Below are 23,234 nucleotides of genomic sequence, written 5' to 3' on the forward strand. Positions count from 1 at the left end.
CATTCATTAATTGAGATTCAAGCTGTGTTGTCATAAATCCAGTCTCTGTCTAGCTCATTACCCAGATGCCGCCAGCCCATATGGAAAGAACGGTGATAAACGTTTGATAGACAACATCCATTATCAAATTGCCGATACTGTCCCCATCTGCCTTACGATTCTTGATCATGACATAAGTATGTGACCACAGACCACTCAAACCATATATGTACATCGTAACCAATACACCCACCCAGAAGTTCCCTTGAAACCAGATCGCCATAATACCCATAACGCCAAGTCCGACTTGCGAGAATCCATATTTGACCTGAAACGGTCCTCCTGGCCAACCTAGCATTTTGGCTGTCTGTTCTGCTCTAGCAATGTTAACCACGTAACCAATAACACCTACAAGTCCAAATGTAACCACAAACTGATGAAGCAATAACACTCTGCTAATCTCGCTCATTTCGCCAGGGAAACCGAGCATCCAAAGATGAATCGTTCCTGAAATAAGCCCAAATAACCATAGAACCAAAAACCACATCGCTGTTTCACTCCTGCCAATTCGTTATTTTGGAATCATTTGTAACTAAATGGATTAATTTGTAGATACCCACATTATATAATCGCTTTTACATTTGTCAATTCGTACATAATTTTCTATTTTGTCGAAGGTTTTACCATTTTTCTTCTCTTATACGCAATGAATCTATCGTACTTAGTTCTATATAACTTGAAATTTTTGGGTCTTATATACCATTTTTACATATATTCAACCAATATATGTTTCTTTTTTAACACTCCAAAAGAACCACCTCTCATTTATTCCATAGTCGAAAAAATTTAATAACCATTGGTTGATTCCTTTTACCCATATATTCAGACTACTTTAGTCGTCTTTATAGATATTAAAATTTGACAACATTTTATTATGTAACTATTATAGTTACATAGATAAACACTTTGTTTCATACATCCACAGCTACTCCTCGGAAGTGGTATTGCTTTAATACTCTAGAGGTACGCTGTACATACACGATTGTTCAACAATGACAATGAAGCTGCTAACGATGCAAATGTTGCAAACCACATTTTAGGAGGAAACAAAATGAAATTGTTAGTTACAGGCGCTACGGGTAAACTTGGTTCACTGGTTGTTGACGCGTTGTTGAAGACAAAAGCTGCAACAGACTTGGCTGTTAGTGTTCGTTCACCAGAAAAAGCAGAAGCATTGCGCTCGCAGGGTGTAGACGTTCGTCATGGGGATTTCGATCAACCGGAAACATTGGAGAAAGCTTTTGCCGGTGTAGACCGCCTGCTACTGATCTCCACAGACGGTGATAACGAGACACGTATCCGTCAGCACCAGACTGCTGTTCAAGCTGCCAAAAAAGCAGGTGTCGGTTATATCGCTTATACAAGTGTGGTCAACGCCGAGCATAACCCGCTCTCTCTTGCTGAGGTACACCGCAAGACAGAACAAACGATTCGTGAGTCTGGCATCCCTTATACGTTCCTGCGTAACAATTGGTACCTTGAAAATGAAGCTGGCAGTGTACAAGCCGTAACACATGGTGCTCCTTGGGTACATGCCACGAATGACAGCCAGGTCGGCTGGGCTACTCGACGTGATTATGCTGAAGCTGCTGCTACTGTACTTGCAGGCGAAGGACATGAGAACAAGGTCTATGAATTGTCTGGTAAACTGCGCACACAAGCTGAGCTTGCTGCCATTGCTGGTGAAGTGTTGGGGCAGGAAATCAACGTACAAAATGTCGACGATGCGGCTTATGCGGACATCATGAAAGGTGCAGGTTTGCCTGATTTTGTTGTATCCATGCTGGTTGAAATGCAAAGCGCGATTCGCCAAGGCGCACTGGCTGTAGAGAGCGATGCACTGGAATCGTTGCTTGGGCGTTCAGCTCAACCGCTAAGTGAAGGTTTTAAAGCTATTTTGGGTAATTAAATTCGTCATGTTGCCCTCACGGTAACATACAGGATATAGAAAAAGGGTTGTTCCATACGTCACATGATGACGGGGAACAGCCCTTTTCGTATACATTATTATGGAGCTCTTCGAACAAAACTTACACATTCTTTAACCTAACTAATCGATTAACCTTGCTCAATATAACGCGATGGAATCATATCAGCCAGCCAAATACTCTCGTTGCCATGGTAAAAAAGAACACCCTCACGTGCGGCCTGCCCTGCCTTAACGCGTAGAATAACGGGCTGATCATCTCGCCTTTGTCCAACTTGACGTGCCGTATCCATATCAGCCGATAGATGCACATACTGCCGTTGCCGTGGCTGCAAACCGTGCTCCATGATGGAGGACACAGCACGTACGGGTGTACCGTGATACAACAATTCGGGAGGCTGTGTAGCTATTTTGGATATTTTTTGCGGAGTGGAATGGCCATAAAGTGCACGAATTCGGCCGGCATTGATCTCGTGCCGCTTTTTATTGGAGACTGCAATCATATGTTTCAGGTCATCTTCTGTTACATTACGCCACCATGGGCTTTCGTGCAAAGCGACGAGCAGTTGTGAAATCTCTACCCATCCCTCTTCATCCAGCTCAAGCTCGTATTCCCATGGCGCATGTCTCAATGCATAGGAAAGCTCTTTGCTCAGTTTCATGTAGTCCATGTCTCTCACCTTCCCACATCTATCCTTGTTGCTGAACTGCCGCCATAATCTCCTGAATGTTACGAGCAAGAGCTTCGTGATCCTCCTGCGCAAACTGGATATGTCCATTAATACCGCGATGAATAATCGTATTCATCACTGGATGAACCTCTTCCTTGGATGCAACACGAATCAGATCGTCAGCAAAATCAACTGCCTGTTGTTCACTGTAATTAAACGGTTTGATCAACATCCGAATGCTCAGCGCATGAGCCTGGGGTTCGGCCAGCCGATCACGATGAGTAATGCTGTACACCGCACCAAAACCAAAAGCGGCGAGCACTTGACGTTGCAGTTCTGTCGTTTCTGCGAGTGGTGTGCCAATCAGTTCGCAGACCTGTTCTACCATCTGCTCCAGTTCATGGGCTGCTGCGCCCAAAATAACATCATTCTTATCATCCTTGTTCATAAAATCATTCATATCCATATTCTCCGTTCTATCCTTTATTCCATATCGGGGACGGTAGATGTTTGAAAGCCTCTTGATGGATACCCGCTCGATTCAGCGCTTTTCGCAAGCGAGTAGCAACTTCCATGAAATAAACTTCAGGTACCCGATCCCCTGCAAGCTGCTTCAATAGATAATCGTTTTCCAAACCTTGATACAGTGGATGCAAATCTTCGACTAATATTTTCTTCATATCTTCACTCGTAATACTAGTCGTCATGCTACATTCATTGACGAGTGTCTGCAGCGTATCTTCTGCAGCCTGCTTGTCATAGGACGGGTGAGATACGAGATACTGCAGATCATATAGATCCTTGAACCTCGGTCTCACAATCGTCTGATGCAACTTCCAAGCGACTTGAGTGGACAATGGAACCGTGTAGGGAACTACAAAAGGCTCACCTCTTAACGGTTGGTAGTTTAACTCCACAGGCTCTGCATCCAGCTTCAGATTAAATGAAATATCAAGAAAAAGCTCATCTTCGTACCGATTCCCTTCACTGGACTCACTCTGGATCGCATAGGCGATATCGGTATTCACCGTTGGAAAGTCATCATCCATTGCGTAATCAATTTCACGCCAGAATGCATTCTCCCGAAAGCTGCGGAAATGGACTCCATCATTCAGATCAAGTTCGGTCACCTGAATCATCCAATCCGTAAAAATCTGCTTGGCCTGATCCGCATGTTCAATCGTACCTTTATACAAAAAGTCGATATCCTCAGCATAGCGCAGACTTGGATTCTCCAAGTACTGTCTCGTTAACAGGCTACCTTTCAAAATAAAGGATGAATGGACTAGCGTAACCCGTTTCAATAACGCTTCCAAAACAATAATTAATCTCTCGTCTTCATTGAAGCGATGTATGGGTATTTCATTCCCGTTTCTCGTCACAACTGTTCCTCCAATCTTATCTTAAACACATCAAGCTGGTTCAATCAGATCCAGCCCCGATCCAACTCTTCCCGAGTATCATATATACACAGCTCATATTGTTGCTTGATTAGTTCAATTTGATTGCTTTGCAAAATGTTATGAATTTCCTCGACGCTACGATAAAAATGATCTGCATGCTCATACTCACGCACAGTTACAAACCTTATACTGCCATTCTTATGGAGCGAATTACGGGAGATATGCCCCTCTGTCCCCGCACATATATGCTTCAGCCTATTCACATCTTCGACTTGAACCTTACCATGCCACTCAAAATAAGGTCTGGAATGAGGCACTATCGGTTGCTTGAAAAACCGTTCCTCCTTAGCCGGTATCTCTACTTTTGTACGTACCACAGTGAACCCGTTATTCCTAAATGTTATTGAAATCTCTTCAATGATACGCTGTACATCCTGAAAATCCTCGCTATGGACAATGCCCGTAATCATGGGTTGATGGATGTGCTCTCCCTGATCGAGTTCGATCAGGACCGGTTTTACATTCTCTTCTTCACAGATACGGATAAAAGTTTGCTTTTCTTGCTGGCTCAGGTCACTTAGGGTAACATGAAATTCAAACTCCATTCGTTCACAACCTTCTTTCCTCCAACGTGCTTATACTAGATTAACTCTACCTTTATTATAGTAAAACCCAAAATAGTAAAAAAACCAAATCTTCTCTGCAGATAGAGTCGATTTGGTCTCCTTTAAACACCACAGCTACATACGCAACAAAGTCATACTCTACTTTCATTGAAACTCACCACGGTCAGGCCGTCTCATGTTGGTTCTTCGGCTCCGGCTCATAGACTTGAGTATGCTCATTTTCCTCATGCATCCACTCCACCATACCTGGTTTGCGAACCTTCCACACCAAGGCCTGAATGCGAAGCGATCTTCTCACCCAAAACAGAGAGGTACAACGCTTCTCCGAACGCACCATAAGTCCCCAATGAATGACCCGGGCAAGCCACGGATTGACATATTCATTGTGCTTGCGGACGGAAGGCAATTCATCTTGGAACAAACGTTGCTTCACATCCATAGGCGGCTGACCACAAGTCCAGTAATGAAGCAAGGCAGACAAACTATAGATATCTGACATGGGTCCCTGAACCGCTTTCTCGGAATAAAATTCAAGCGGCGAATACCCTTTAGAGGTAAAAATCGCCTGTTTTGCTCCGGTCTGCATCGGCCAGCGCACAGCCGCACCAAAGTCCAGCAATTTGGGCGTGCCATCCTCCATCACCATGACATTGGAAGGTTTGACATCCCGGTGGAGAATGCCTTGTTTATGAATGTAATCCAGCGTATCCACGAGTGGCAATAGCGTATCGGTAATAAACTCGGGTTGCAGCGCATGGTTACGCTCCTGTAAATAATCGGTCAAGATCATGCCGGCGCAATATTCTGTGACCAGATATCCCGTATCATTGGCCTCAAAATGATCCACATATGTAATGATGTGAGGATGATTAAGAGATGACAACAACTCACCCTCCTGAAGAAATACAGATAACAGTTCATGGAATTGTCCGCCGTATCCTCGGGATGCACAAAATACACTGCGCTTGTCTGACTGACGTGCAGCAATCCGATGGGGGAAAAATTCCTTTATAGCGACTTTGGCACCTGTATGCCGATTCCGCCCAACATACACAATCGCTAATTCACTACTAGTCAATACCTGTCTTACCTGATATGTATCATTCAAAATGACATTGCGTTGCAAAGCCATATTCCAGTTATTTTTTCTCATCCCAAACCTCTTTTCAAGCTTGTCGATCGGAAGACTTGCCGCATAACGGCGAATTTGATCCTTGAACTCATCGGAAATAAATCCAACCAGACAGTCGAATCATCGCTAACCATCTTTATAAACCATACACCACCGTTTGAAACATTTTTCTCGCGGAAAGTGCATTTTCGTTCAAGCTTCCGTTTTCTATATCGAAGATGCAAGCACTCTTCTATACATAGTATCGACAAAAGGGGCAGTTTCGTTAATCTGTTCGTAAAAATGCGAACTGCCCCATGTTCCTATGCTAATCGCCTCTAATAATGCTTATTTAAAAATTGCTGAATCTCCTCATTCATCTCTCTTAGTACATCCTGAGAAGGGAAGTGGCCTGTATCATATTTGATCGCCTGTACATTCGGAATAATTTTCTGAGCACGGTCGATACACTTATCTCCTGGGAAAAAGACATCCTTCTCACCGACCAGAAGTAATGTAGGCGAGGTATAATTTTCAAGTTCTTCTCTCTCTGCGAGTTTGGGCAAATCCTGCTCCAGACTGACATATTTGAATATTTTGCCGATCAAGTTTTTATCTGCTTCCTTCATACAATGGCATGACAGGTTATCCGTAATCTTTTGCAAAGAAGCTGGCGAAGAAGTCATACGATACTTAACGAGTGGAAGTGTAATATCATGAGCGGTTTTCATTCTAGAGTTGACCGCAAGACCCGCGGGAGCTACCAGCACCGAGCATGCAATACGCTCCGGAATATAAGTAGCCAATCTCAGAATGATGCCGCCGCCAAATGAAGGACCAATGAACGCACTTTGTTCAATATTGTAATGATCCAGCAGATCGGATACCCACATCGCCAAGCTGTCAAAACGAGCCGAAATGCTCGTTTCCTCGCTATACCCGGGATGGCCGATCGTATCCGGCGCAATAATCCGATAGGATTGAAATAAGGAAGAGAACCAGGAGAGAGTCATTGGATTCACACAATTGCCACCCTGAAGAATAAATAACGGCTTGCCATCTTCCGGCCCAGTCAGCAACACATGTGTTTTCCCAAAACGTGTCTCCACATACTCTCTTGTAAATCCTTCACCCAGCTCACTCAAATAAATTTCGTATTCTTCCAGAATACTGCTCTTGCCTTCTTCACTTCTATAAATGGAACTCATGTCTGCCTCCTGCAATGTGTACTCATCTCACCTGTTCCAGTGATCAATAGCCGGAATCCCGGCCCAAAAAGATAAAGAGGGCCTGTTAAAATGACAGGCTCCTCCATATGTGCGACTTATCATATGCTGATGATTATAGAATGGAAATTGGAAATTGTAAATATCGTTTCTAATAGACATGCTTATCTTTTTTTAACTCGAGTAGAAGTGTCACTTTCGGCCATAATCCGCCTTGATCTCGCCCCACTGTTTCGTCTGCCATTTGAGCACTTTATTCGTGTACGTATTCGTGCGAAGCCACTGCTCTGCCCGGTCAATCATCAACCAGATTTCTTCCGTTGAGTTGTCACGTGGGAGTGTTGTCGCAACTTTTTTTTGTTTCAGCCATTTCATCGCATTCACCGAATCGGTGTAGACCGTTTTATTACTACCTTCTTTTTTGAGATAAGCCAGCGCATGCACAATCGCCAGAAATTCTCCCAAATTGTTGGTGCCTTTCGAGATCGGGCCGACGGAAAAAAGCACCTCACCTGTGCGGGTATCCACACCTTTATATTCTACTGGCCCTGGGTTACCTCGTGTGCCTACGTCAACAGAGATGCTATCATAGTCCACTTCCTCGGATGTCTCCATCCCGGCACTTCTGCCGCTGCTGCCAGACTTCGACTTGGAAGCGCCACCTGCACTTGAACCCCAGTTCCCTTTCCAGCCGGCACGATACGCTGCTTCGGCGGCTGCCTTGGACTCATATGATTTATATTTGGCTCCGGCATATTGATCTGTCTGTGCTTTGCACGCCGCCCAAGTATCATATACGCCGGGTTGCTTCCCTTCCCATACCACGTAATATTTCTGTTTCGCCATGCGTAACCGCTCCTTTGTTTACTGCATCAATACCCTATTGTAAACGAAGAGGTGGTTAAAATGAAAGTTCGTTATTCGCCTCAGCGCCAGAACAGAGGTATAACCAGAACGGATGAATTAAGTATACTCCCTCTCATTCCAGAACATTCTAATAAGCAGAGTACACACACCGGAAGAGAAAGGATGCTGTGCATGGATTGGATCTGGAAATCCGTCTTACTTGTTCTCATTGGCATGATCCTGCTGCGAATCGCAGGTCGCAAATCGATCTCACAGATGAGTGTTGCGACAACCGTTATTATGATCTCCATCGGGACCACGATTGTGCAGCCGATTGCCAACCACGAACTGGGGAAAGCAATTGGCTCCGCAGCCGTGTTTATTGCAACATTGCTCATCGTAGAGCAACTACAAATGAAATTTAACTTTTTTGAACGTATAATGAGCGGACGCTCCAAGGTCGTTGTCGAAGATGGTACAGTCATCATTCCGAATCTGAAACGAATGCGTTATACGATGGATCAGCTAGAGATGCATTTAAGACAGGCAGGAATAAAAAGTATAGATGATTTGCAGACAGCAACGGTCGAACCCAACGGGCAACTCGGGTATGTCCTGAAACGACACGCTCGACCAGTGACCGTTGGCGATCTGGAAGAGATTTTGCGTAATTACACCATTACAACTAAACCTGATACGGATCTACAACACAATTTCAGTAAACAAAGGCCCACAGAGACGAGTCCGAATTCAACAGACATTTTCGAAGAGGTCATCAACGGAGATCACACTCACCCTGTTAGTCCCAAACTCCAATAGATACACTTTTTACTATAAACATTAGCGCTTTTCATCGTCCACCTTGGTAACCCGTTTTTCTATTACTCAAATCAGGGTGGTTTTTTCCATATCAATGAGTCACTTGACATTAGTTTGATATCCAATTATATTACAAGTATGAAAACAAGAGATGCTGTTTCACTTATATCCAAAATTAAAGAGAAAACAAGTCGTTTTATTTTGACCGAAATGACAGCACAGGGCATTCACGATCTGGCTACCTCTCATGGAGATATCATCTACGCACTTTACAACCATCGGCGCATGACCATGGCGGAGATTGCCAAGAAAATTCGCAAAGATAAATCGACAGTAACCGCACTTGTGGACAAATTGGTGAGAACCGGATACGTTGCCAAAGAACGAGATACAGGCGATTCCCGTATTGTTCATGTGGCGTTAACTGCCAAGGGCGAAGCATTACAACCGATCTTTGAGAATATTTCACAGCGATTGCTGGATACCTTCTATACGGACGTTACAGATGATGAGAAAAATGAACTGCTTCGCATTTTGATCAAAATACATGATAACTTTTAATTTTTTTTGAATTAATAGTTTGATATAAAACTAATTGTAAAGGAGCATTTATTATGATTGATTACACACAATTTTTACCTGAACATGAGGTAAAGCGAATGGGTAAACGTGAACTTCACGTTGAAGTTTATTGGGGAAATCCAAGATCGGACGCAACAACGATGAGCACACGTCCTCCGCTTTTGTTGGTTCACGGGGCATACACAGGTAGCTGGATGTGGAGTAAGTATATCCCCCACTTTGTAGAGCATGGATGGACTTGTTATGCAATGAATCTCAGAAGCCATTATAGAAGCCGGGTGATGGACATGACTCGAATTACGGTGGAGGATTATTTGGAGGACATTCGTGAGGTATTATCTCTGCTTGATGAACCTCCTATATTGGTGGGCTTCAGCATGGGCGGCATACTTAGCCAAAAGGTTGCGGAAACCGCTGACTTGGCAGGTTTAATAATCATTGACACCAGTATCAGCAGAGAAGTCCATGATGCTCTCCCTTACCCCCTGGCGGATCGAATAGAACCAGGAATAATTATGCCAGCACCTCTGCGCGAGGAGAACGAAACGATCGATGAAACCGCAGAGGATGTCGCTTTTCAACGACACTATCTGCAAATGGAATCGGCAAAAGCATTTCGAACCTTCTCCGCCCTCTGCGGGGCAAAAGGGATATCCGTTGATGGGGATCTCATTACTTGTCCCGGTCTGGTGATCAAAGCTGTGTTGTCTGAGGACGAGGAACAAAGAGGCCGATTAACCGCGAAGCAACTAGGAGCCAGTTATGCCGGGCTTTGGGATACAACACATACAGGTCTACTTGTGGGTCAGCGATATAAGGAAGCTGTAGATGTGATTCTGGAGTGGCTTGATTCCAATTATTCGGGTAAAAAAACGGGCTGAAAGAAAAGAGCAACCTCCTTGGAGATTGCTCTTCTCTATTCTCTCTTTTCTCTATTCTCTTTCCTTATTCCCTTACTTCTTAATACTTATTTACTTAGTTCCTTACTCCCCAACGGGTGTTCTGCTTCAATTAGAATGAACATTCCCCCTTACTGCTTCGCTCTTTTCTTGATCATATAAATAACTGAAACGATCAGGAACCATACGGGTGTTACAAACAACGCCACCCTTGTATCCTCTGCGAGCGCCAACACAACGATCACAAAAGCCAAGAACGCCAGAATTAACACATTGGAAAATGGATATAGCGGCAGTCTGAACCGACTTTGACGTGCCAGTTCGTGTTGAGTACGCTTATATCGCAGATGGCAAATCACCATGATTCCCCAGACAAATATAAAACACACCGTTGACACACTGGTAATCAGTGTGAAAACCCCTTCGGGCATGATGTAGTTCAGCACAATCGCAATAAAGATCACAACGGTGGAGAAAAAAAGAGCATTGGCTGGAACCTTTCTTTTGTTTACACGTGCAAATGAATCAGGGGCATTTTGGTCTTTGGCCATAGAATATACCATACGGCTTGTACTGAAAATAGCGCTATTACATGCCGATGCGGCAGACGTCAGCACTACAAAATTAACCACTCCGGCTGCCGCCGCAATCCCTACCGCCGCAAATACCTGTACAAACGGACTTTCGGTTGGCACAATCGCACTCCACGGATAGATACTCATAATAATCAGCAAGGCTCCCACGTAGAAAAGCAACACTCGAATAGGAATCTGGTTAATGGCTCTCGGAATGACTTTCTCCGGATTTTCCGTTTCCCCTGCGGTCAGCCCCACCAGTTCCATGCCTACAAACGCAAACACGACCATCTGAAATGATATGATGAAACCATGCATCCCATTCGGAAACCAGCCCCCGTGGCTCCAGAGGTTCGTGAAGCTTGCAGCACCCTGATCTGTTGTAAAACCTGTAAAGATCATATACAAACCGACCACGATCAGTGCCAGAATAGCGATAACTTTAATCAAGGCAAACCAAAACTCCATCTCTCCAAACAGCTTGACCGTAGCCAAATTCATGCCCAGCAAAATGACCAAGGCAATCAGTCCCGGCATCCATTGAGGTACGTTCGGAAACCAAAACTGCGTGTATAAACCAACAGCGGTAATATCCGCCATCGCGATAGATATCCAGCAGAACCAATAGGTCCAGCCCGTAATAAACGCCGCCATATTTCCCAGGTAATCACGCACGAAATCCACAAAGGAGTGATACTGCAGATTGCTCAGCAATAACTCTCCAAGCGCTCTCATAATAAGGAATAATATGATACCTGTAATGATATATGCGAATAGGATCGATGGGCCGGTGAGTTGAATCGTTTTGCCCGCTCCGAGAAACAATCCTGTTCCGATCGCCCCTCCAATCGCCATCAACTGCACATGCCTGTTCTTGAGTCCTCTTGTCAACGTTTCTTCCTGCATGGTACACCACCACTCTCTTTCTGCTCATGCTCTCTGTGATGAAAAAATAATATACCATCTAATATATAATAATCTTCGCTGAATACCTATCATTACTTTTCATTATTTGATATGGGAAAAAGATCCTCCCTCCACGGGGTTTCATTGTAATTGAATATGAAATATCAATTCATGTAATCTCATTTCCTTCTTTATCCGTATATAGTTCACTATGTAGAAATATACGTTAGAGCACGTAGATGCATCAAAATTTCATTTTCAATACATCTCGCGATAATAGAATGTAACAAAAAGCAACCATAAAAGGGCCGCCCCTCACAACGAAAGGCCGCCCTCCTGAAACATAAATACATACATGTTTAGTTCACATCTATTTTTGCTTATAGAACTCATGGTAAAGCTTCATCAACGCCCGCTTCTCAATCCGCGAAACATAACTGCGTGAAATACCGAGTTCCTTGGCAATCTCTCTCTGGGTACGCTCTTCTCCACCAGCCTCCAGACCAAAACGTCCAATGACCACTTCTTTCTCCCGATCATCCAAAATGTCGAGATTGCGATAAATTTTGCTTTTCTCAATTTTGAGTTGCACACGATCTACCACATCATCAGCTTCGGTGCCGAGGATATCAATAAGTGTAATTTCATTTCCTTCTTTATCCGTACCGATGGGATCATGTAGGGATACGTCTTTGCGTGTTTTTTTCAGGGATCTGAGATGCATTAAAATTTCGTTTTCAATACATCGCGCTGCAAATGTCGCCAGCTTTGTGCCTTTGCCTTGCTGAAAGCTTTCGATTGCTTTGATCAATCCAATCGTTCCAATGGAAATCAGGTCTTCCTGATCTTCTCCGGTATTGTCAAACTTCTTGACGATATGCGCCACAAGACGCAGATTGTGTTCAATGAGCAGATTGCGCGAGTGGGCATTGCCTTCAGCCATGAGGCGCAGGTGTTTGGCTTCGTCATCCTCAGCAAGCGGCTGAGGAAACGCATTGTTTTTGACATATGAAACGAGTAACGTTAATTCTTTGATGAACAGAGCTATTGCGGTAAACAATCCGGGCACAGATGACACCTCCTGCAGTTTTACAACGATCTGGCCTGAGCACATAAGGGAACAGGGTCGATCTATTGTATGTGGGCAGAGGCCTAGAAGTGCACGTACCAATAAATCTGATAGAAAATAAGCGAAACATCTAGAGTGCTAAGCAACAGACATCTTAAAACTCCAGTTCCCGATGGTTTTTCCTTTACTCTCGATAGTTGTGTAATCAAACTCCGTGAATCCGTTCTTGGTGTAAAAATTTCGATTGCTTTCGCTATTCGTGAATGTTACGAATGATGCTAATCCCCCCACTTGGCTTTCTTTCTTGATATACGGGATAATGCAATCGGTGAGCATTCGGCTTCCCAGCCGCTGTCCTTGACAGGAATAGTCTACCGCCAGCGATTCCAGGAACCAGGCTCCTTTTTTTGAGTCTTTACTAGGCTTGTGCCCCTCATTAAGAATGTTTAGAAATTTAAACACTTTGATGATACTGACCGTACGGAACAACCGAAGTGCTCCTGCACGAAAGTAGTCCCATAACCCAATTTGCTTCCCATCCGGGCGGTCTACTATCGCAAAACTTTTGATTTGGTTGTTCTCTTCCCCTACAAAAATGACACTCTTGTTATAGTAGGCCCCAATATACACCTGAAAAACTTCGGTTAAAAAATAGATGAAGCTGGAACGATCTTTAAACCCGCTCCGTATTTCATCACACAAGGGATAATCCGCAAACGACTCCGCATTGAGTCTCGCTACAACCTCTAATTCATCTAATCTGGGTTTTCTATACTTCATCATAATTACTACCTCCTGAGCTGTACGCTATTAGTATTTGTCACAATTCTAGCCTGCTTCAGGAGGACTGGTAATACACAGTTATAATCAAAATATCCGTTAACGAACACTTTGATTCATAATGTTCGTTAACGAACTTCCCATAAAAATCCCAGCAGATTGGAGAGACAGGAGACCACTTCCTCAGCTGGCATCTCAAAATTCGTTTCAAACCACCATATCAACATGCCAACAACGCCAGATGAATAATATGCCACTAAAGATGGCATATTATCGCTGGCCATCTTCACCCCTTCCTCCTTACAAACTTGAAGGATATTGGTGAAAAAGATATTAAATGTATGCTGGAGCAATTGCTTTAGTTCTTCAGGTACTTCTTTTACAAAGAGATGAACGTACAGCTTTTTGTTATCACGTATATCAAGCAACGCTTCCAGGATGACCTCTTCTGGCGACGAGCTTAGTAGAATCTCTTCGAGCTTTCTTGCCTCTTGCTGAAGTATATAAGAAATCAGCTTATATTTATCCTCAAAATGAGCATAGAAAGTCGTGCGTCCCACCACTGCTGTCCGGCATATATCATTTACTGTAATCTTCCTAAATGGCTTTTGTTTAAGTAATTGATCCATAGCTTGTACAATGGCTTCTCTGCTTTTCATAATTCGAATATCCTCTTCAAACAAGCAATGACTCCCCCTTTTCACACACTCACCGTAACAATTGAACCCACTCTCTCCAGCAACAAAAACTCTTTCTCCACACTTTCAACAAAGTATGTTCTCTCCCCAAACAAAATCACATCATGCTGTACCAGCGGAACTTCGCTTTTAAAATAGATAACGTTATCGGTTTCCCGAAATGCCCCTTTATAATAAAACATCGTCAACCAGTCCCTCACTTTCACGAAAATACCTATGTACGCCTCATCTTATACTATACTATTTACCCTTCTGATTTGAATCTGCTTCACCGAGAAAAATACATAAAGCCTCAGGCGCTGTATAATACAAGCCTGAGGCTGATGCTCATCCCAATACTTCCTCTTAACGCTACCCTCTTCTTAGAGAATAGTGTGGATGGAACGTTCAGATGATTACTTTTGGATGGAAGCTGGTGTGCTATTTAAAAATGCGTTGCGAGAACTGATACAGGCCACTATTCCAAACTTTTGGTTCATGTCCACCTACATCCTGATACCAAATGTGTGGAACGTTCATACTGCTGAGACCATTTTTAAAGTTCTGGCTCACCCACAGCAGGCCATCACTTCCTCCACAGGAAATCCAGAGCAATTTCAGTTTGCTGGCCGCCTGTCCAGGATTCGTGATCAATTGATTCACAGGCTTCGTATTCGGTGCTGCCGAGAAGGCACCTACATAAGCGAACGTATCCAGATTCTTCAATCCAAAGTTGAGAGATTGTCCGCCACCCATGGACAGGCCAGCAAGTGCACGATTGTTTTTATCCTTATACACGGGATAAGTTCTCTCAATATGCGGAATGAGATCCTTGAGCAGATCTTGCTCGAACCGTTCAAAGGCGGCAACCTTATCCGGTGCGTAAATATCACCTACCGGGCGGTCATCCTTCATCGCACGGCCATTCGGCATAACCACGATCATCTGCGACAGTTTTCCTTCCGAATACAGGTTGTCCAGAATGTTCTTCGGTTTCATCGCGTTAGCCCACTCGTGCTCATCCCCGCCAATCCCATGCAGCAGGTACAGCACGCTATACTTTTTATTAGGTGAATATCCAGGCGGCGTGTACACCATCGCTTTCCGTGCATTGCCAACTGTCGTAGAATTATAGGTAATGAGGTTCATATTCCCATGTGGAATGTTATTCCGATAGCCATCATACCCTGCTGGTGCCGGTACAACCGGCGTAGAATTTAGAGTATTGTTAATCTCATTGGTGGAAGCATTGGTGGATTCATATGCAGTGTTCTGAGCAGAAATTTCGCTAGATTCCGTGGCAGACGCCATCGTTGGAGCAAGCATAGCAACAACCATAGAAAGACTTAAAAGGATAGAAACACGTTTCTTCATTCACTTTTCTCCTCTCAATTGGGTTAATCACAAGCAACACTTCTGTCATGAAAGCCCTTACAAATAAATCCACCACCTCCCTTCCGTCACACGTACTGAGGATAGAATACGTTGAAATTTGTAGATTTGACTTGAATCCTCTCTCAAAATTACTTATATAGTATATTTAAACTTATTTATCCAATTTTTGCAACTATATTCGACATATTGTATCTACACGTAATCTTTCATAACATCAAGCAAAGAATTCACTCCTCTCTTTTCTAACAAAACTACACTATAAAAATGTAAAATACTGTTGTTAAATTGAATATTTTACCTTATTATAATCTCAAACAAGGAGGTGTCTATACCAAATTACAATATTTTCTCGTTTTTTCCTGTCTACAGGCATTTAATTCACCAAGTCAGGCGGCATGATTGATTATTCTGCAAACCAACTATTTCTTGGGAGGGAAATGATTGTGAACAAACTTCGCTCATCTATTCAAAAGACATGGGCCTCATTTTTGGTTTTCACGTTATTGCTGCCTTTACTTGTCGGTCTTTGGCCTACCAATGCCTACTCTGCTTCTAACAACGAGGGAAAACTATACATAACAGCCGACAATGAATTCTCGCTTTTTGTTAACGGTAAACAAGCAGGTAAAGGGGATGACTGGACCAAAGCCTATACGTTCCCTGTCCCCATTCAACCTGGCACCAATGTTATTGCGGTTCAAGCCAAGGACTGGGGTTCGTATGCCGGACTGCTGGCAGATCTCAGTTATGAAGATGAAAATCTGGTTACTGACTTCAACTGGAAAGTATCTGAACGATACGTTGAGGGTTGGGAACAACCAAGATTCGATGATACATCCTGGGCGCGCGCTTCAGATTTTGGACGTTACGGCAGTGATCCATGGAAACAAATCCAAGGCATGCCGGAAGAGACAAGTGCACGTTGGATCTGGGCAGGTAAAACAAATGTGGATGCCCCGATTGCGGAAGCTTATTTCCGCATTACGTTTACCATTTCGGAAGACGGCCTGGGGGTCAGTAATCCGATTAAATCCTCCGGCCAGTTTGAGCAGGTGGATTATCAATTAAAACCGACACAACCTATGCCATCTTCCATCGTGCAAAAACTACCCGTCGTTAATTCCGTCTTCGAAACGGTGGAAGATAAAGGTTCAATCGAACTGAATTCCCGAGAAGCCGCTCAGATTGGAAACCTGCTTTCCCCTGGTCAGATTTTTCTGGATGAGTCTTCCGCCAGGGCAATAAAAGTTGCTAGCACCAGCAAAAGTAAAGATGGATTACTGGTGGATTACACCACACCTGGAGTAGATGAACTGTTTGATTACTATGATATTCCTGAGCAGGAAGTTTCTTTGGAAGAGCGAAATATCGTCATGCCTGATCTGGACATGGTGCTGGAAAGCAATGAACGGCTTGGCGCTTTGTCTGTGTCCGATGAGCAGATCAATGCGGATCAAGAAATAAAACATTTCAACATCGACAACACGCTCCAGCAAGACGCTAATATCTCAAATCCAGAAAAACCTGCCGAGGAAGCCTTCACATCTATCGATCCTATGGGTCTCAGTAACGAAACCTTGATTCAACAGGGTGACGAAACTACGATCCATCAGAGTGAAGATGCTTCCGTTGATTTGAATCAGGCAAACTCCGCAGACATCACTGATGCAAATGCCATAGATATGAATGAGCTTATTCGCACCGCTGGAGCAGGTGATTTTGCCACTTGTAAAAAATCCGGAAATGAGTTTGTCTGTGATTTCAAAAAAGTACTTGTAAATCAACAAAATGCAAACGGCAACAAAGTTTACGTTGAAGCGGGCGGCAAACTTACATTGATCGCACCCAAGGTAACGGGAAAATACGGTTTCTGGGGAAAATACGATCTGAAATTCACAGCAGGTGAGAAAGCGAACGTCTACATTAAAGGCGACGCCAAATTCAAAAAAGAAGTTAAAGTGCCGATTATGGGCTTCAATATCGGTGCAGGCAGCTTGGGCTCCGTATCCGTTGGGGTATTCCTTGTCATCGGTATTGATGGCAATGTCACATTTGAATTCCAAGTGGATCAGGGGTATACCGTCACTCTAGGCGTAAAAGGTAAAACACGGGCTTATATCCCTGTACAAATCAAGCCTTACAGCAATGTGAGCCGTTATCTTACCGTCACACATAAAATTGAAGGACAAGTTACGGCTTGGGCAGGAGCCAAAGCTGAAGTGAGTTTGAAAATTGCAGGCAAGAAAATATTAGAGGTCAGTGTGTTCGCAGGCATTGAGGCCACAGGAAAGTGGACAAGTAGCAACAGTGTGCCAAGCACCATGTCCCTTACCATTGATGCGCTCGTGAAGGGGGAAGGTGCTGTATTTAATAAATCCTTCAAACTCTTTGAGCTACGCTGGAATCTCGTAAGGCTGGTGAAAAATCCTACCAATCCGGGAACCGGGCAGAACCTGGCGAGAAATGCAACCATAACCGCATCCTCCACCTATCCGGGGTACTCAACAGCCCGAATCAATGACGGCGACCGTAACACAGCACTTGGGGAAAGTTATAGCTGGGCAAATAATCGTAATTCCTCATTACCGCAATATGTCACTCTTGATCTGCCTGCATCCAGTTCCATTCAGCGGATCGATCTATATACAACCAAGGGTTATGTCCTTGCCAACTACGACCTGCAATACTGGAATGGTTCAAACTGGGTAAACCTGGTTCAAGTCACAGGCAACCAGGAGACGACACGATCACATACTTTTGCAGCAGTAAACACCTCCAAGGTACGTGTCGTTGCTAGCAGAGGGCCTTCACATCAGCCAACCTATGTTCGAATTAACGAGCTTGAAATCTATTAAAATACAGCAGAAAAAACCTCAGTTTTCTTGTTTATAACAAGAGGCTGAGGTTTTCTTCATTATCATTAGTCTATAATTTGTAATTTAATGCACCGATACGGGATGAATACCATCTGCACCTTCAGGCGAAGATTCCTTATCCTGCTTAAACAAACTGAGTAACAATCCAAGCAAGCCAAGTGCTGCAATTACTGCGGCGTAGATTGGCACTGATATCAGTCCTGTGTGTGTAATGGCAAATCCGCCGAGATAAGCCCCCGCAGCATTCCCCAGATTAAATGCAGAGTGGCTGGATGTCGTCGCCAGCAGCGGAGCTTCACGCGTCATATTCATAATGCGAAGCTGAAGCCCCGGCATAATGCCAAAAGCTGCGACACCCCAGAAGAAGATCGTGATTACCGCCAACACCGGATTGTGCAGTGTCAGCGTTAATGCAGCGAGTAGTACAGCAAGAATACCGAAGTTCACAATCAGTGAAGGCATAAGCTTCCAGTCCGCCAGACGACCACCAACCATATTCCCCAGTGTGACACCGAAGCCAAAGAGCACCAGAATCCAGGTTACACTCTTCTCTGCAAAGCCGCTAATATCAACCAGCATCGGCGTAATGTAGGTGAAAACTGCAAACAAACTTCCGCAACCCATGGCTCCGATAAGCAACACTAGCAATACCTGTGGGCGGATCAGATTGCGGAACTGTTGTCCCAGGTTAGCTGGTGTACCTTGCGGAATAACCGGGATAAAACGAATAATACCAAGCAGTGAAACAATGCCCAGAATAGTAATCGCCCCAAAAGAGGAACGCCAGCCAAGCTGTTGACCGATAAATGTACCAAACGGAACACCAATAATATTAGCAATGGTCAGTCCCGCAAGCACTACCGACACCGCACCAGCTCTCCGATCTGGTGTTACTAGCTTGGTAGCCATGATTGAACCTACACCTAGGAACGTGCCGTGAGCAAATGCCGTCAGGATACGTGCCGAGATGAGCAGCCCATACGTAGGCGCAATGACAGACAAGGCGTTACCTATTATGAAAATGCACATCAGCAGCACCAATAGTTTTTTCTGCGGAATCTTGTGCGTGAAAACGGTTAGAATGGGAGCGCCTACGGCTACGCCGAGCGCATATCCCGTAATTAGTTGTCCCGCCTGTGGAATGCTAACGTTCAGATCCGTTGCCACATTAGGTAGCAAACCCATAATGATAAATTCAGTCATGCCAATGGCGAATGCCCCAATCGTCAAGCATAACAGCGACAAGGGAAACGGTTTTCGTTTGCCAGACTTTGAAGTCTGCGACGTACTCGTGGATGCTGCCGATTCACCCCGTTCATCTGTTGAATCGTCTAATGAATGTTCTGTATTACTCATGATGTTTTCTCTTCTCCTGTCCTTCATATATCTATCGTTTTACGCTAAACTCTTTCTCCCCATGTTCTATGATTTTCTCTGCGCGGCATTGCCCGATGCTTTTAACCATAAAGCCTCATTTAATTGAGCAAACGTATCTCTCATTGCCAGCTTGTCCTGCCAATGGGATGGAATCCCGCTTCTCCCGTAATACGCACCCGCAATCTGTCCATAGACAGCACCGGTTGTATCTGCATCATCTCCCAGATTAACGGCAAGCAACACCCCATCCGAAAAACTGGATGACTTGTTGAACGCCCAAAGCGCTGCTTCCAGAGAACGAACTACATACCCGCTGCCTTGGATTTCGGGTGGTTCTTTACGCTCGTATGACCCCATAACCACTTCTTCGATGGCAGGTGAAAAAGAACTCCCTTTCTCCGTCCGCCAGCGCTTCATCGTCTCTGGAGATAACATTGCGGCCTTGTCTGCTCCATGGAATCCCGCCACAAGAATGGCTGCCAGCACTTCGCAGGCCTCTACACTTTCCGTCGCTGCATGTGTTGTCCGCGAACTCAGCCCTGCGTAACGAACCGCCTCTGACGGTTGAAGCGCATAAGCCATGGCAACTGGAGCAAGCCTCATGATGGAGCCATTCCCGGCAGTCATGGGGTCAGTTGATCCACTGTAAGCTTCACCAGTTCGAGCAAATCGTTCCAGCGCGCTTCGCGTAGCTCCACCAATATCAAAACAATCTCCGGTACTGCTCATATAACCGATCTTATACCAATTCGTATAGCGGCGCATCTGATCAGCGGGATCGAAATTTTCCTGACGTACCAGACTTTCCGCCAGACACAGAGCCATAGAGGTATCGTCCGTCCACTCTCCGGCTTTTAATCCAAACACTCCGCCGCCTATCATATCTGTGACAGGTTCAAAAGTACCTGGACTACTGAATTCAACAGTTGTTCCTAGCGCATCTCCTACTGCGAGCCCAATCAAACTGCCCTCAAAACGATCTCTTTGCAGCATGTTCTCTTCCTCCTTCACATCACTTATCCAACAGGCAACTCGTGGCCTTATTGTCCCACATGCGCTGATCTGGCGTAAAGCAAATTAAACTAAAGTTGCCGATTCATTTCTTCTATTATAAACGTGTCGAATGCTGTTGAATGGTCCAATACGATTCATTTTCAACAATTTTTTTTATTTTTTCGTGTTGAAAAAACCGTTCATCCATTACACCGCTTACATGCAAAGGGCTTAACGGTTTGCAAGGTTTCTCATTTTCTGAAAGTAAGTCACGCATGTGAAAATTTTCAATGTAAACATTCATGACATACTTGACCCTATTCTTTGTCCTATGGTACGGTTTTATTAGATTCAACACATATTTTTTCCAAAATTAATATGCACCTCCCGCTTTTTGCGTCAACTAACATTCCGCGTGTTAATGAATGTACGGGAATTAATTTGCAGAAAATTTTCATGATTTAATGTTTCATCTTTCAACCCAAAAACAAATTCTGAAAACAGGAGGAACAAATTGATGATTAAGGCACTGATTTTTGACTTCGACGGAACGATTATTGACACAGAGACAGCGTGGTATATCGCATTTCGGGATGCGTACAAAGAACATGGTGTTGATCTAACACTGGAGATGTATTCCAAGTGCATTGGTACCAGTCTCAAAACCTTCAATCCGTATGAGTACCTCATCACAGATTTGAACCTTCCGATTGATCGGGATGCGTTCAGGGAATCGGTCCAATTGCAGCATGCTGCATTGATGAACAAAGAAAAGGTTCGCCCAGGTATACAGGAATATTTGGAACAAGCAAGCAAAGCCGGTATAAAGCTCGCTGTAGCTTCCAGTTCCAAACGTGAATGGGTAGAGCAACACCTGGAGCAACTGAAATTAAAAGACTATTTCGAAGTGATCCGCACGGCAGATGATGTAGCCAATGTAAAGCCTGATCCGGAACTGTACAATCAAGCACTCGAAGCCCTTGGAGTAACTGCAGACGAGGCCGTAGCCATTGAGGATTCACCTAACGGCGCGCGTGCAGCAGCCGCTGCTGGTATGCATTGCGTTGTCATCTCAAATACCATCACCGGAACGTTGGCATTCGATATGCCTCACCAGCGACTATCCTGCCTGACCGACCTGCCATTTAACGATTTGATCTCGAAGCCACTCGTCACCACCGCCTAAGGTCTGCACGAATTTCGTCATCCAATCTTAAAGGGGGAGTTCACACATGAAAGCTGTACATTTTGGTGCGGGCAATATAGGCCGTGGGTTTATTGGTCATATGTTGTCCGCTTCCGACTATGACGTCTGCTTTGTCGCACGTAACCCAAAGAAAATATCATTGCTTCAGAAGAGGCAAGAGTATCCGATCACCCTTGCCAATAACGAACAGGACACAACCATTGTGAATAACGTAACCGCGATTAACGTAAACGAGCAGCATCGTGTCGCGGAAGAGATTGCATCCGCTGATCTCATTACGACAGCAGTAGGTGTATCTGCCCTCGGGGATATCGCCGAACCGATTGCAAAAGGCATCTATCTGCGCATGAAAGCTAATAATCACAATCCTCTGCACATTATCGCTTGTGAAAATGCGATCGGCGGTAGCACCCGGCTGAAAAAGCGTATCTTTCCTTTTCTGGATGAGCCCACCCGGGCCAAAGCCGAACGTTATATTTCATTCCCCAATGCAGCTGTGGACCGGATTGTTCCGGCTCAGAACCACGAAGACCCGCTGCAGGTCACGGTTGAACCATTTTATGAATGGGTTGTTCACCGCCCGGCACTGCTGGATGGGTTTAAAGAAATCGAAGGCGTTCACTATGTTGATTCACTGGAACCTTATATTGAGCGCAAAATGTTTACGGTCAACACGGGTCATTGTGTCGCCGCATACTTCGGTTATCTCGCAGGCTTGAAGACCATCCGGCAGGTCATGAGCAATACGGCCCTTCGCGCCAAGGTGCGTCATGTCATGGAAGAGACGGGAGCCATGCTGATCTGTAAACACGGTTTCAACGCGGAAACACACCAAAAATATATCGATACTATATTGGGACGATTCGCTAACCCCAATCTCACCGACCAAGTGACTCGGGTTGCACGTTCTCCACTTCGCAAGCTTTCACCTCATGATCGGCTTGTTCGCCCAGCTATGCAGGCCAGTGAATTCGGAATCGAGATTCCCCACTTAACCTCTGCGATGGCGGCCGCAATGCTGTTTGATGACAAACGCGATGAGGAAGCCATGAAGCTGCAACATTTTATTCATGAAGATGGACTCTCTCCTTTTATCCGCGAACGCATGGGCATTCCCGAGAAACATGTCCTTCATCAGCACATTATCACCTGTTATGAAGAGCTTCAAGAGCATAAGGTATCGAAGGTACTTACCTGAACTTGAGTTCAGCCTGTGGATCGACCATGTCC

General features: G+C 44.6%; 23 protein-coding genes. 7 read left to right on the plus strand and 16 right to left on the minus strand.

Features of this window, described 5'->3' with window-relative positions; genetic code table 11:
• Nucleotides 1-49: 49 nt before the first annotated feature.
• Nucleotides 50-526, minus strand: a complete 477-nt coding sequence (locus MKY23_RS20265) for a DUF6790 family protein (protein WP_167375605.1) — start codon at nt 524-526, stop codon at nt 50-52.
• 564 nt (nt 527-1,090) lie between these two features.
• Here MKY23_RS20265 and MKY23_RS20270 point away from each other — a divergent pair.
• Nucleotides 1,091-1,948 (plus strand): SDR family oxidoreductase, encoded by an 858-nt coding sequence (locus tag MKY23_RS20270; RefSeq protein ID WP_339831734.1) that lies wholly within the window; start codon nt 1,091-1,093, stop codon nt 1,946-1,948.
• A 149-nt stretch (nt 1,949-2,097) separates the two neighbouring features.
• Here MKY23_RS20270 and MKY23_RS20275 read toward each other — a convergent pair whose 3' ends face one another.
• The 7 genes from MKY23_RS20275 to MKY23_RS20305 all read right to left on the minus strand — a co-directional run bounded on the left by MKY23_RS20275 (nt 2,098) and on the right by MKY23_RS20305 (nt 7,849).
• Nucleotides 2,098-2,637 carry an RNA 2'-phosphotransferase gene (locus tag MKY23_RS20275; protein ID WP_339831736.1) on the minus strand — a complete coding sequence of 180 codons (540 nt, stop codon included), beginning with the start codon at nt 2,635-2,637 and terminating at the stop codon, nt 2,098-2,100.
• A gap of 19 nt (nt 2,638-2,656) precedes the next feature.
• Nucleotides 2,657-3,097: an Imm48 family immunity protein gene (gene imm48 / locus MKY23_RS20280; RefSeq protein WP_339831739.1), complete on the minus strand. Its 441-nt coding sequence runs from the start codon at nt 3,095-3,097 to the stop codon at nt 2,657-2,659.
• Nucleotides 3,098-3,113: 16 nt separating this feature from the next.
• Nucleotides 3,114-4,019, minus strand: coding sequence for a nucleotidyl transferase AbiEii/AbiGii toxin family protein (locus MKY23_RS20285; protein ID WP_339831741.1), 906 nt, complete (start codon nt 4,017-4,019; stop codon nt 3,114-3,116).
• 44 nt (nt 4,020-4,063) lie between these two features.
• Nucleotides 4,064-4,645: a hypothetical protein gene (locus tag MKY23_RS20290; protein WP_090915005.1), complete on the minus strand. Its 582-nt coding sequence runs from the start codon at nt 4,643-4,645 to the stop codon at nt 4,064-4,066.
• 184 nt (nt 4,646-4,829) lie between these two features.
• On the minus strand, nt 4,830-5,819 hold the full coding sequence (locus MKY23_RS20295) for a serine/threonine-protein kinase (RefSeq protein ID WP_154887929.1): 990 nt from the start codon (nt 5,817-5,819) through the stop codon (nt 4,830-4,832).
• A 296-nt stretch (nt 5,820-6,115) separates the two neighbouring features.
• Nucleotides 6,116-6,985 (minus strand): alpha/beta hydrolase, encoded by an 870-nt coding sequence (locus MKY23_RS20300; protein ID WP_090915009.1) that lies wholly within the window; start codon nt 6,983-6,985, stop codon nt 6,116-6,118.
• Between the two features lie 210 nt (nt 6,986-7,195).
• Nucleotides 7,196-7,849 (minus strand): ribonuclease H family protein, encoded by a 654-nt coding sequence (locus MKY23_RS20305; protein ID WP_090915011.1) that lies wholly within the window; start codon nt 7,847-7,849, stop codon nt 7,196-7,198.
• Between the two features lie 192 nt (nt 7,850-8,041).
• On the opposite strand from MKY23_RS20305, the gene MKY23_RS20310 reads away from it, so the two are divergent.
• The 3 genes from MKY23_RS20310 to MKY23_RS20320 all read left to right on the plus strand — a co-directional run bounded on the left by MKY23_RS20310 (nt 8,042) and on the right by MKY23_RS20320 (nt 10,131).
• The gene (locus MKY23_RS20310) at nt 8,042-8,668 is read left to right on the plus strand and encodes a DUF421 domain-containing protein (RefSeq protein WP_339831746.1); all 627 of its coding nucleotides are present in this window, start codon (nt 8,042-8,044) and stop codon (nt 8,666-8,668) included.
• Between the two features lie 138 nt (nt 8,669-8,806).
• On the plus strand, nt 8,807-9,229 hold the full coding sequence (locus tag MKY23_RS20315; protein WP_339831748.1) for a MarR family transcriptional regulator: 423 nt from the start codon (nt 8,807-8,809) through the stop codon (nt 9,227-9,229).
• A gap of 53 nt (nt 9,230-9,282) precedes the next feature.
• Entirely contained in the window at nt 9,283-10,131 is an 849-nt protein-coding gene (locus tag MKY23_RS20320; protein ID WP_339831750.1) for an alpha/beta hydrolase family protein, read from the plus strand.
• Between the two features lie 149 nt (nt 10,132-10,280).
• Here MKY23_RS20320 and MKY23_RS20325 read toward each other — a convergent pair whose 3' ends face one another.
• The 6 genes from MKY23_RS20325 to MKY23_RS20350 all read right to left on the minus strand — a co-directional run bounded on the left by MKY23_RS20325 (nt 10,281) and on the right by MKY23_RS20350 (nt 15,530).
• Nucleotides 10,281-11,630, minus strand: coding sequence for an amino acid permease (locus MKY23_RS20325; RefSeq protein WP_339831752.1), 1,350 nt, complete (start codon nt 11,628-11,630; stop codon nt 10,281-10,283).
• A gap of 370 nt (nt 11,631-12,000) precedes the next feature.
• On the minus strand, nt 12,001-12,699 hold the full coding sequence (gene sigK, locus MKY23_RS20330; protein ID WP_090915017.1) for an RNA polymerase sporulation sigma factor SigK: 699 nt from the start codon (nt 12,697-12,699) through the stop codon (nt 12,001-12,003).
• Nucleotides 12,700-12,837: 138 nt separating this feature from the next.
• Nucleotides 12,838-13,482, minus strand: coding sequence for a GNAT family N-acetyltransferase (locus MKY23_RS20335; protein WP_339831754.1), 645 nt, complete (start codon nt 13,480-13,482; stop codon nt 12,838-12,840).
• Between the two features lie 125 nt (nt 13,483-13,607).
• Nucleotides 13,608-14,162 (minus strand): TetR/AcrR family transcriptional regulator C-terminal domain-containing protein, encoded by a 555-nt coding sequence (locus MKY23_RS20340; protein WP_339831756.1) that lies wholly within the window; start codon nt 14,160-14,162, stop codon nt 13,608-13,610.
• Nucleotides 14,163-14,179: 17 nt separating this feature from the next.
• On the minus strand, nt 14,180-14,359 hold the full coding sequence (locus tag MKY23_RS20345; protein WP_339831758.1) for a hypothetical protein: 180 nt from the start codon (nt 14,357-14,359) through the stop codon (nt 14,180-14,182).
• Nucleotides 14,360-14,597: 238 nt separating this feature from the next.
• Nucleotides 14,598-15,530, minus strand: a complete 933-nt coding sequence (locus MKY23_RS20350; RefSeq protein ID WP_090915019.1) for an alpha/beta hydrolase-fold protein — start codon at nt 15,528-15,530, stop codon at nt 14,598-14,600.
• Nucleotides 15,531-15,994: 464 nt separating this feature from the next.
• Between MKY23_RS20350 and MKY23_RS20355 the strand changes: the two genes are divergently transcribed.
• Complete coding sequence (locus MKY23_RS20355; protein WP_339831761.1) at nt 15,995-18,406, plus strand: hypothetical protein; 2,412 nt, start codon at nt 15,995-15,997, stop codon at nt 18,404-18,406.
• Nucleotides 18,407-18,490: 84 nt separating this feature from the next.
• Here the strand turns inward: MKY23_RS20355 and MKY23_RS20360 are convergent, their stop codons facing one another.
• Together MKY23_RS20360 and MKY23_RS20365 are read right to left on the minus strand one after the other, a co-directional pair.
• Nucleotides 18,491-19,783, minus strand: coding sequence for an MFS transporter (locus MKY23_RS20360; protein WP_261764461.1), 1,293 nt, complete (start codon nt 19,781-19,783; stop codon nt 18,491-18,493).
• Nucleotides 19,784-19,849: 66 nt separating this feature from the next.
• Entirely contained in the window at nt 19,850-20,797 is a 948-nt protein-coding gene (locus tag MKY23_RS20365; protein WP_339831764.1) for an ADP-ribosylglycohydrolase family protein, read from the minus strand.
• 517 nt (nt 20,798-21,314) lie between these two features.
• Between MKY23_RS20365 and MKY23_RS20370 the strand changes: the two genes are divergently transcribed.
• Both MKY23_RS20370 and MKY23_RS20375 read left to right on the plus strand, forming a co-directional pair.
• Nucleotides 21,315-21,983 (plus strand): HAD family hydrolase, encoded by a 669-nt coding sequence (locus MKY23_RS20370; RefSeq protein WP_154887915.1) that lies wholly within the window; start codon nt 21,315-21,317, stop codon nt 21,981-21,983.
• 46 nt (nt 21,984-22,029) lie between these two features.
• Entirely contained in the window at nt 22,030-23,202 is a 1,173-nt protein-coding gene (locus MKY23_RS20375) for a mannitol-1-phosphate 5-dehydrogenase (RefSeq protein ID WP_339831767.1), read from the plus strand.
• The last annotated feature ends 32 nt before the right edge of the window (nt 23,203-23,234 follow it).

Source organism: Paenibacillus sp. FSL R7-0272, assembly GCF_037969905.1.
Lineage (GTDB): Bacteria > Bacillota > Bacilli > Paenibacillales > Paenibacillaceae > Paenibacillus > Paenibacillus polysaccharolyticus.

Coding starts and splice junctions, on each gene's coding strand:
- MKY23_RS20360 (WP_261764461.1), bottom strand. CDS start 19,783: ATGAGTAATACAGAACATTCATTAGACGATTCAACAGATGAACGGGGT.
- MKY23_RS20315 (WP_339831748.1), top strand. CDS start 8,807: ATGAAAACAAGAGATGCTGTTTCACTTATATCCAAAATTAAAGAGAAA.
- imm48 (WP_339831739.1), bottom strand. CDS start 3,097: ATGAATGATTTTATGAACAAGGATGATAAGAATGATGTTATTTTGGGC.
- MKY23_RS20320 (WP_339831750.1), top strand. CDS start 9,283: ATGATTGATTACACACAATTTTTACCTGAACATGAGGTAAAGCGAATG.
- MKY23_RS20310 (WP_339831746.1), top strand. CDS start 8,042: ATGGATTGGATCTGGAAATCCGTCTTACTTGTTCTCATTGGCATGATC.
- MKY23_RS20265 (WP_167375605.1), bottom strand. CDS start 526: ATGTGGTTTTTGGTTCTATGGTTATTTGGGCTTATTTCAGGAACGATT.
- MKY23_RS20350 (WP_090915019.1), bottom strand. CDS start 15,530: ATGAAGAAACGTGTTTCTATCCTTTTAAGTCTTTCTATGGTTGTTGCT.
- MKY23_RS20295 (WP_154887929.1), bottom strand. CDS start 5,819: ATGAGAAAAAATAACTGGAATATGGCTTTGCAACGCAATGTCATTTTG.
- MKY23_RS20305 (WP_090915011.1), bottom strand. CDS start 7,849: ATGGCGAAACAGAAATATTACGTGGTATGGGAAGGGAAGCAACCCGGC.
- MKY23_RS20300 (WP_090915009.1), bottom strand. CDS start 6,985: ATGAGTTCCATTTATAGAAGTGAAGAAGGCAAGAGCAGTATTCTGGAA.
- MKY23_RS20345 (WP_339831758.1), bottom strand. CDS start 14,359: ATGTTTTATTATAAAGGGGCATTTCGGGAAACCGATAACGTTATCTAT.
- MKY23_RS20275 (WP_339831736.1), bottom strand. CDS start 2,637: ATGGACTACATGAAACTGAGCAAAGAGCTTTCCTATGCATTGAGACAT.
- MKY23_RS20290 (WP_090915005.1), bottom strand. CDS start 4,645: ATGGAGTTTGAATTTCATGTTACCCTAAGTGACCTGAGCCAGCAAGAA.
- MKY23_RS20365 (WP_339831764.1), bottom strand. CDS start 20,797: ATGCTGCAAAGAGATCGTTTTGAGGGCAGTTTGATTGGGCTCGCAGTA.
- MKY23_RS20270 (WP_339831734.1), top strand. CDS start 1,091: ATGAAATTGTTAGTTACAGGCGCTACGGGTAAACTTGGTTCACTGGTT.
- MKY23_RS20325 (WP_339831752.1), bottom strand. CDS start 11,630: ATGCAGGAAGAAACGTTGACAAGAGGACTCAAGAACAGGCATGTGCAG.
- MKY23_RS20370 (WP_154887915.1), top strand. CDS start 21,315: ATGATTAAGGCACTGATTTTTGACTTCGACGGAACGATTATTGACACA.
- MKY23_RS20375 (WP_339831767.1), top strand. CDS start 22,030: ATGAAAGCTGTACATTTTGGTGCGGGCAATATAGGCCGTGGGTTTATT.
- MKY23_RS20335 (WP_339831754.1), bottom strand. CDS start 13,482: ATGATGAAGTATAGAAAACCCAGATTAGATGAATTAGAGGTTGTAGCG.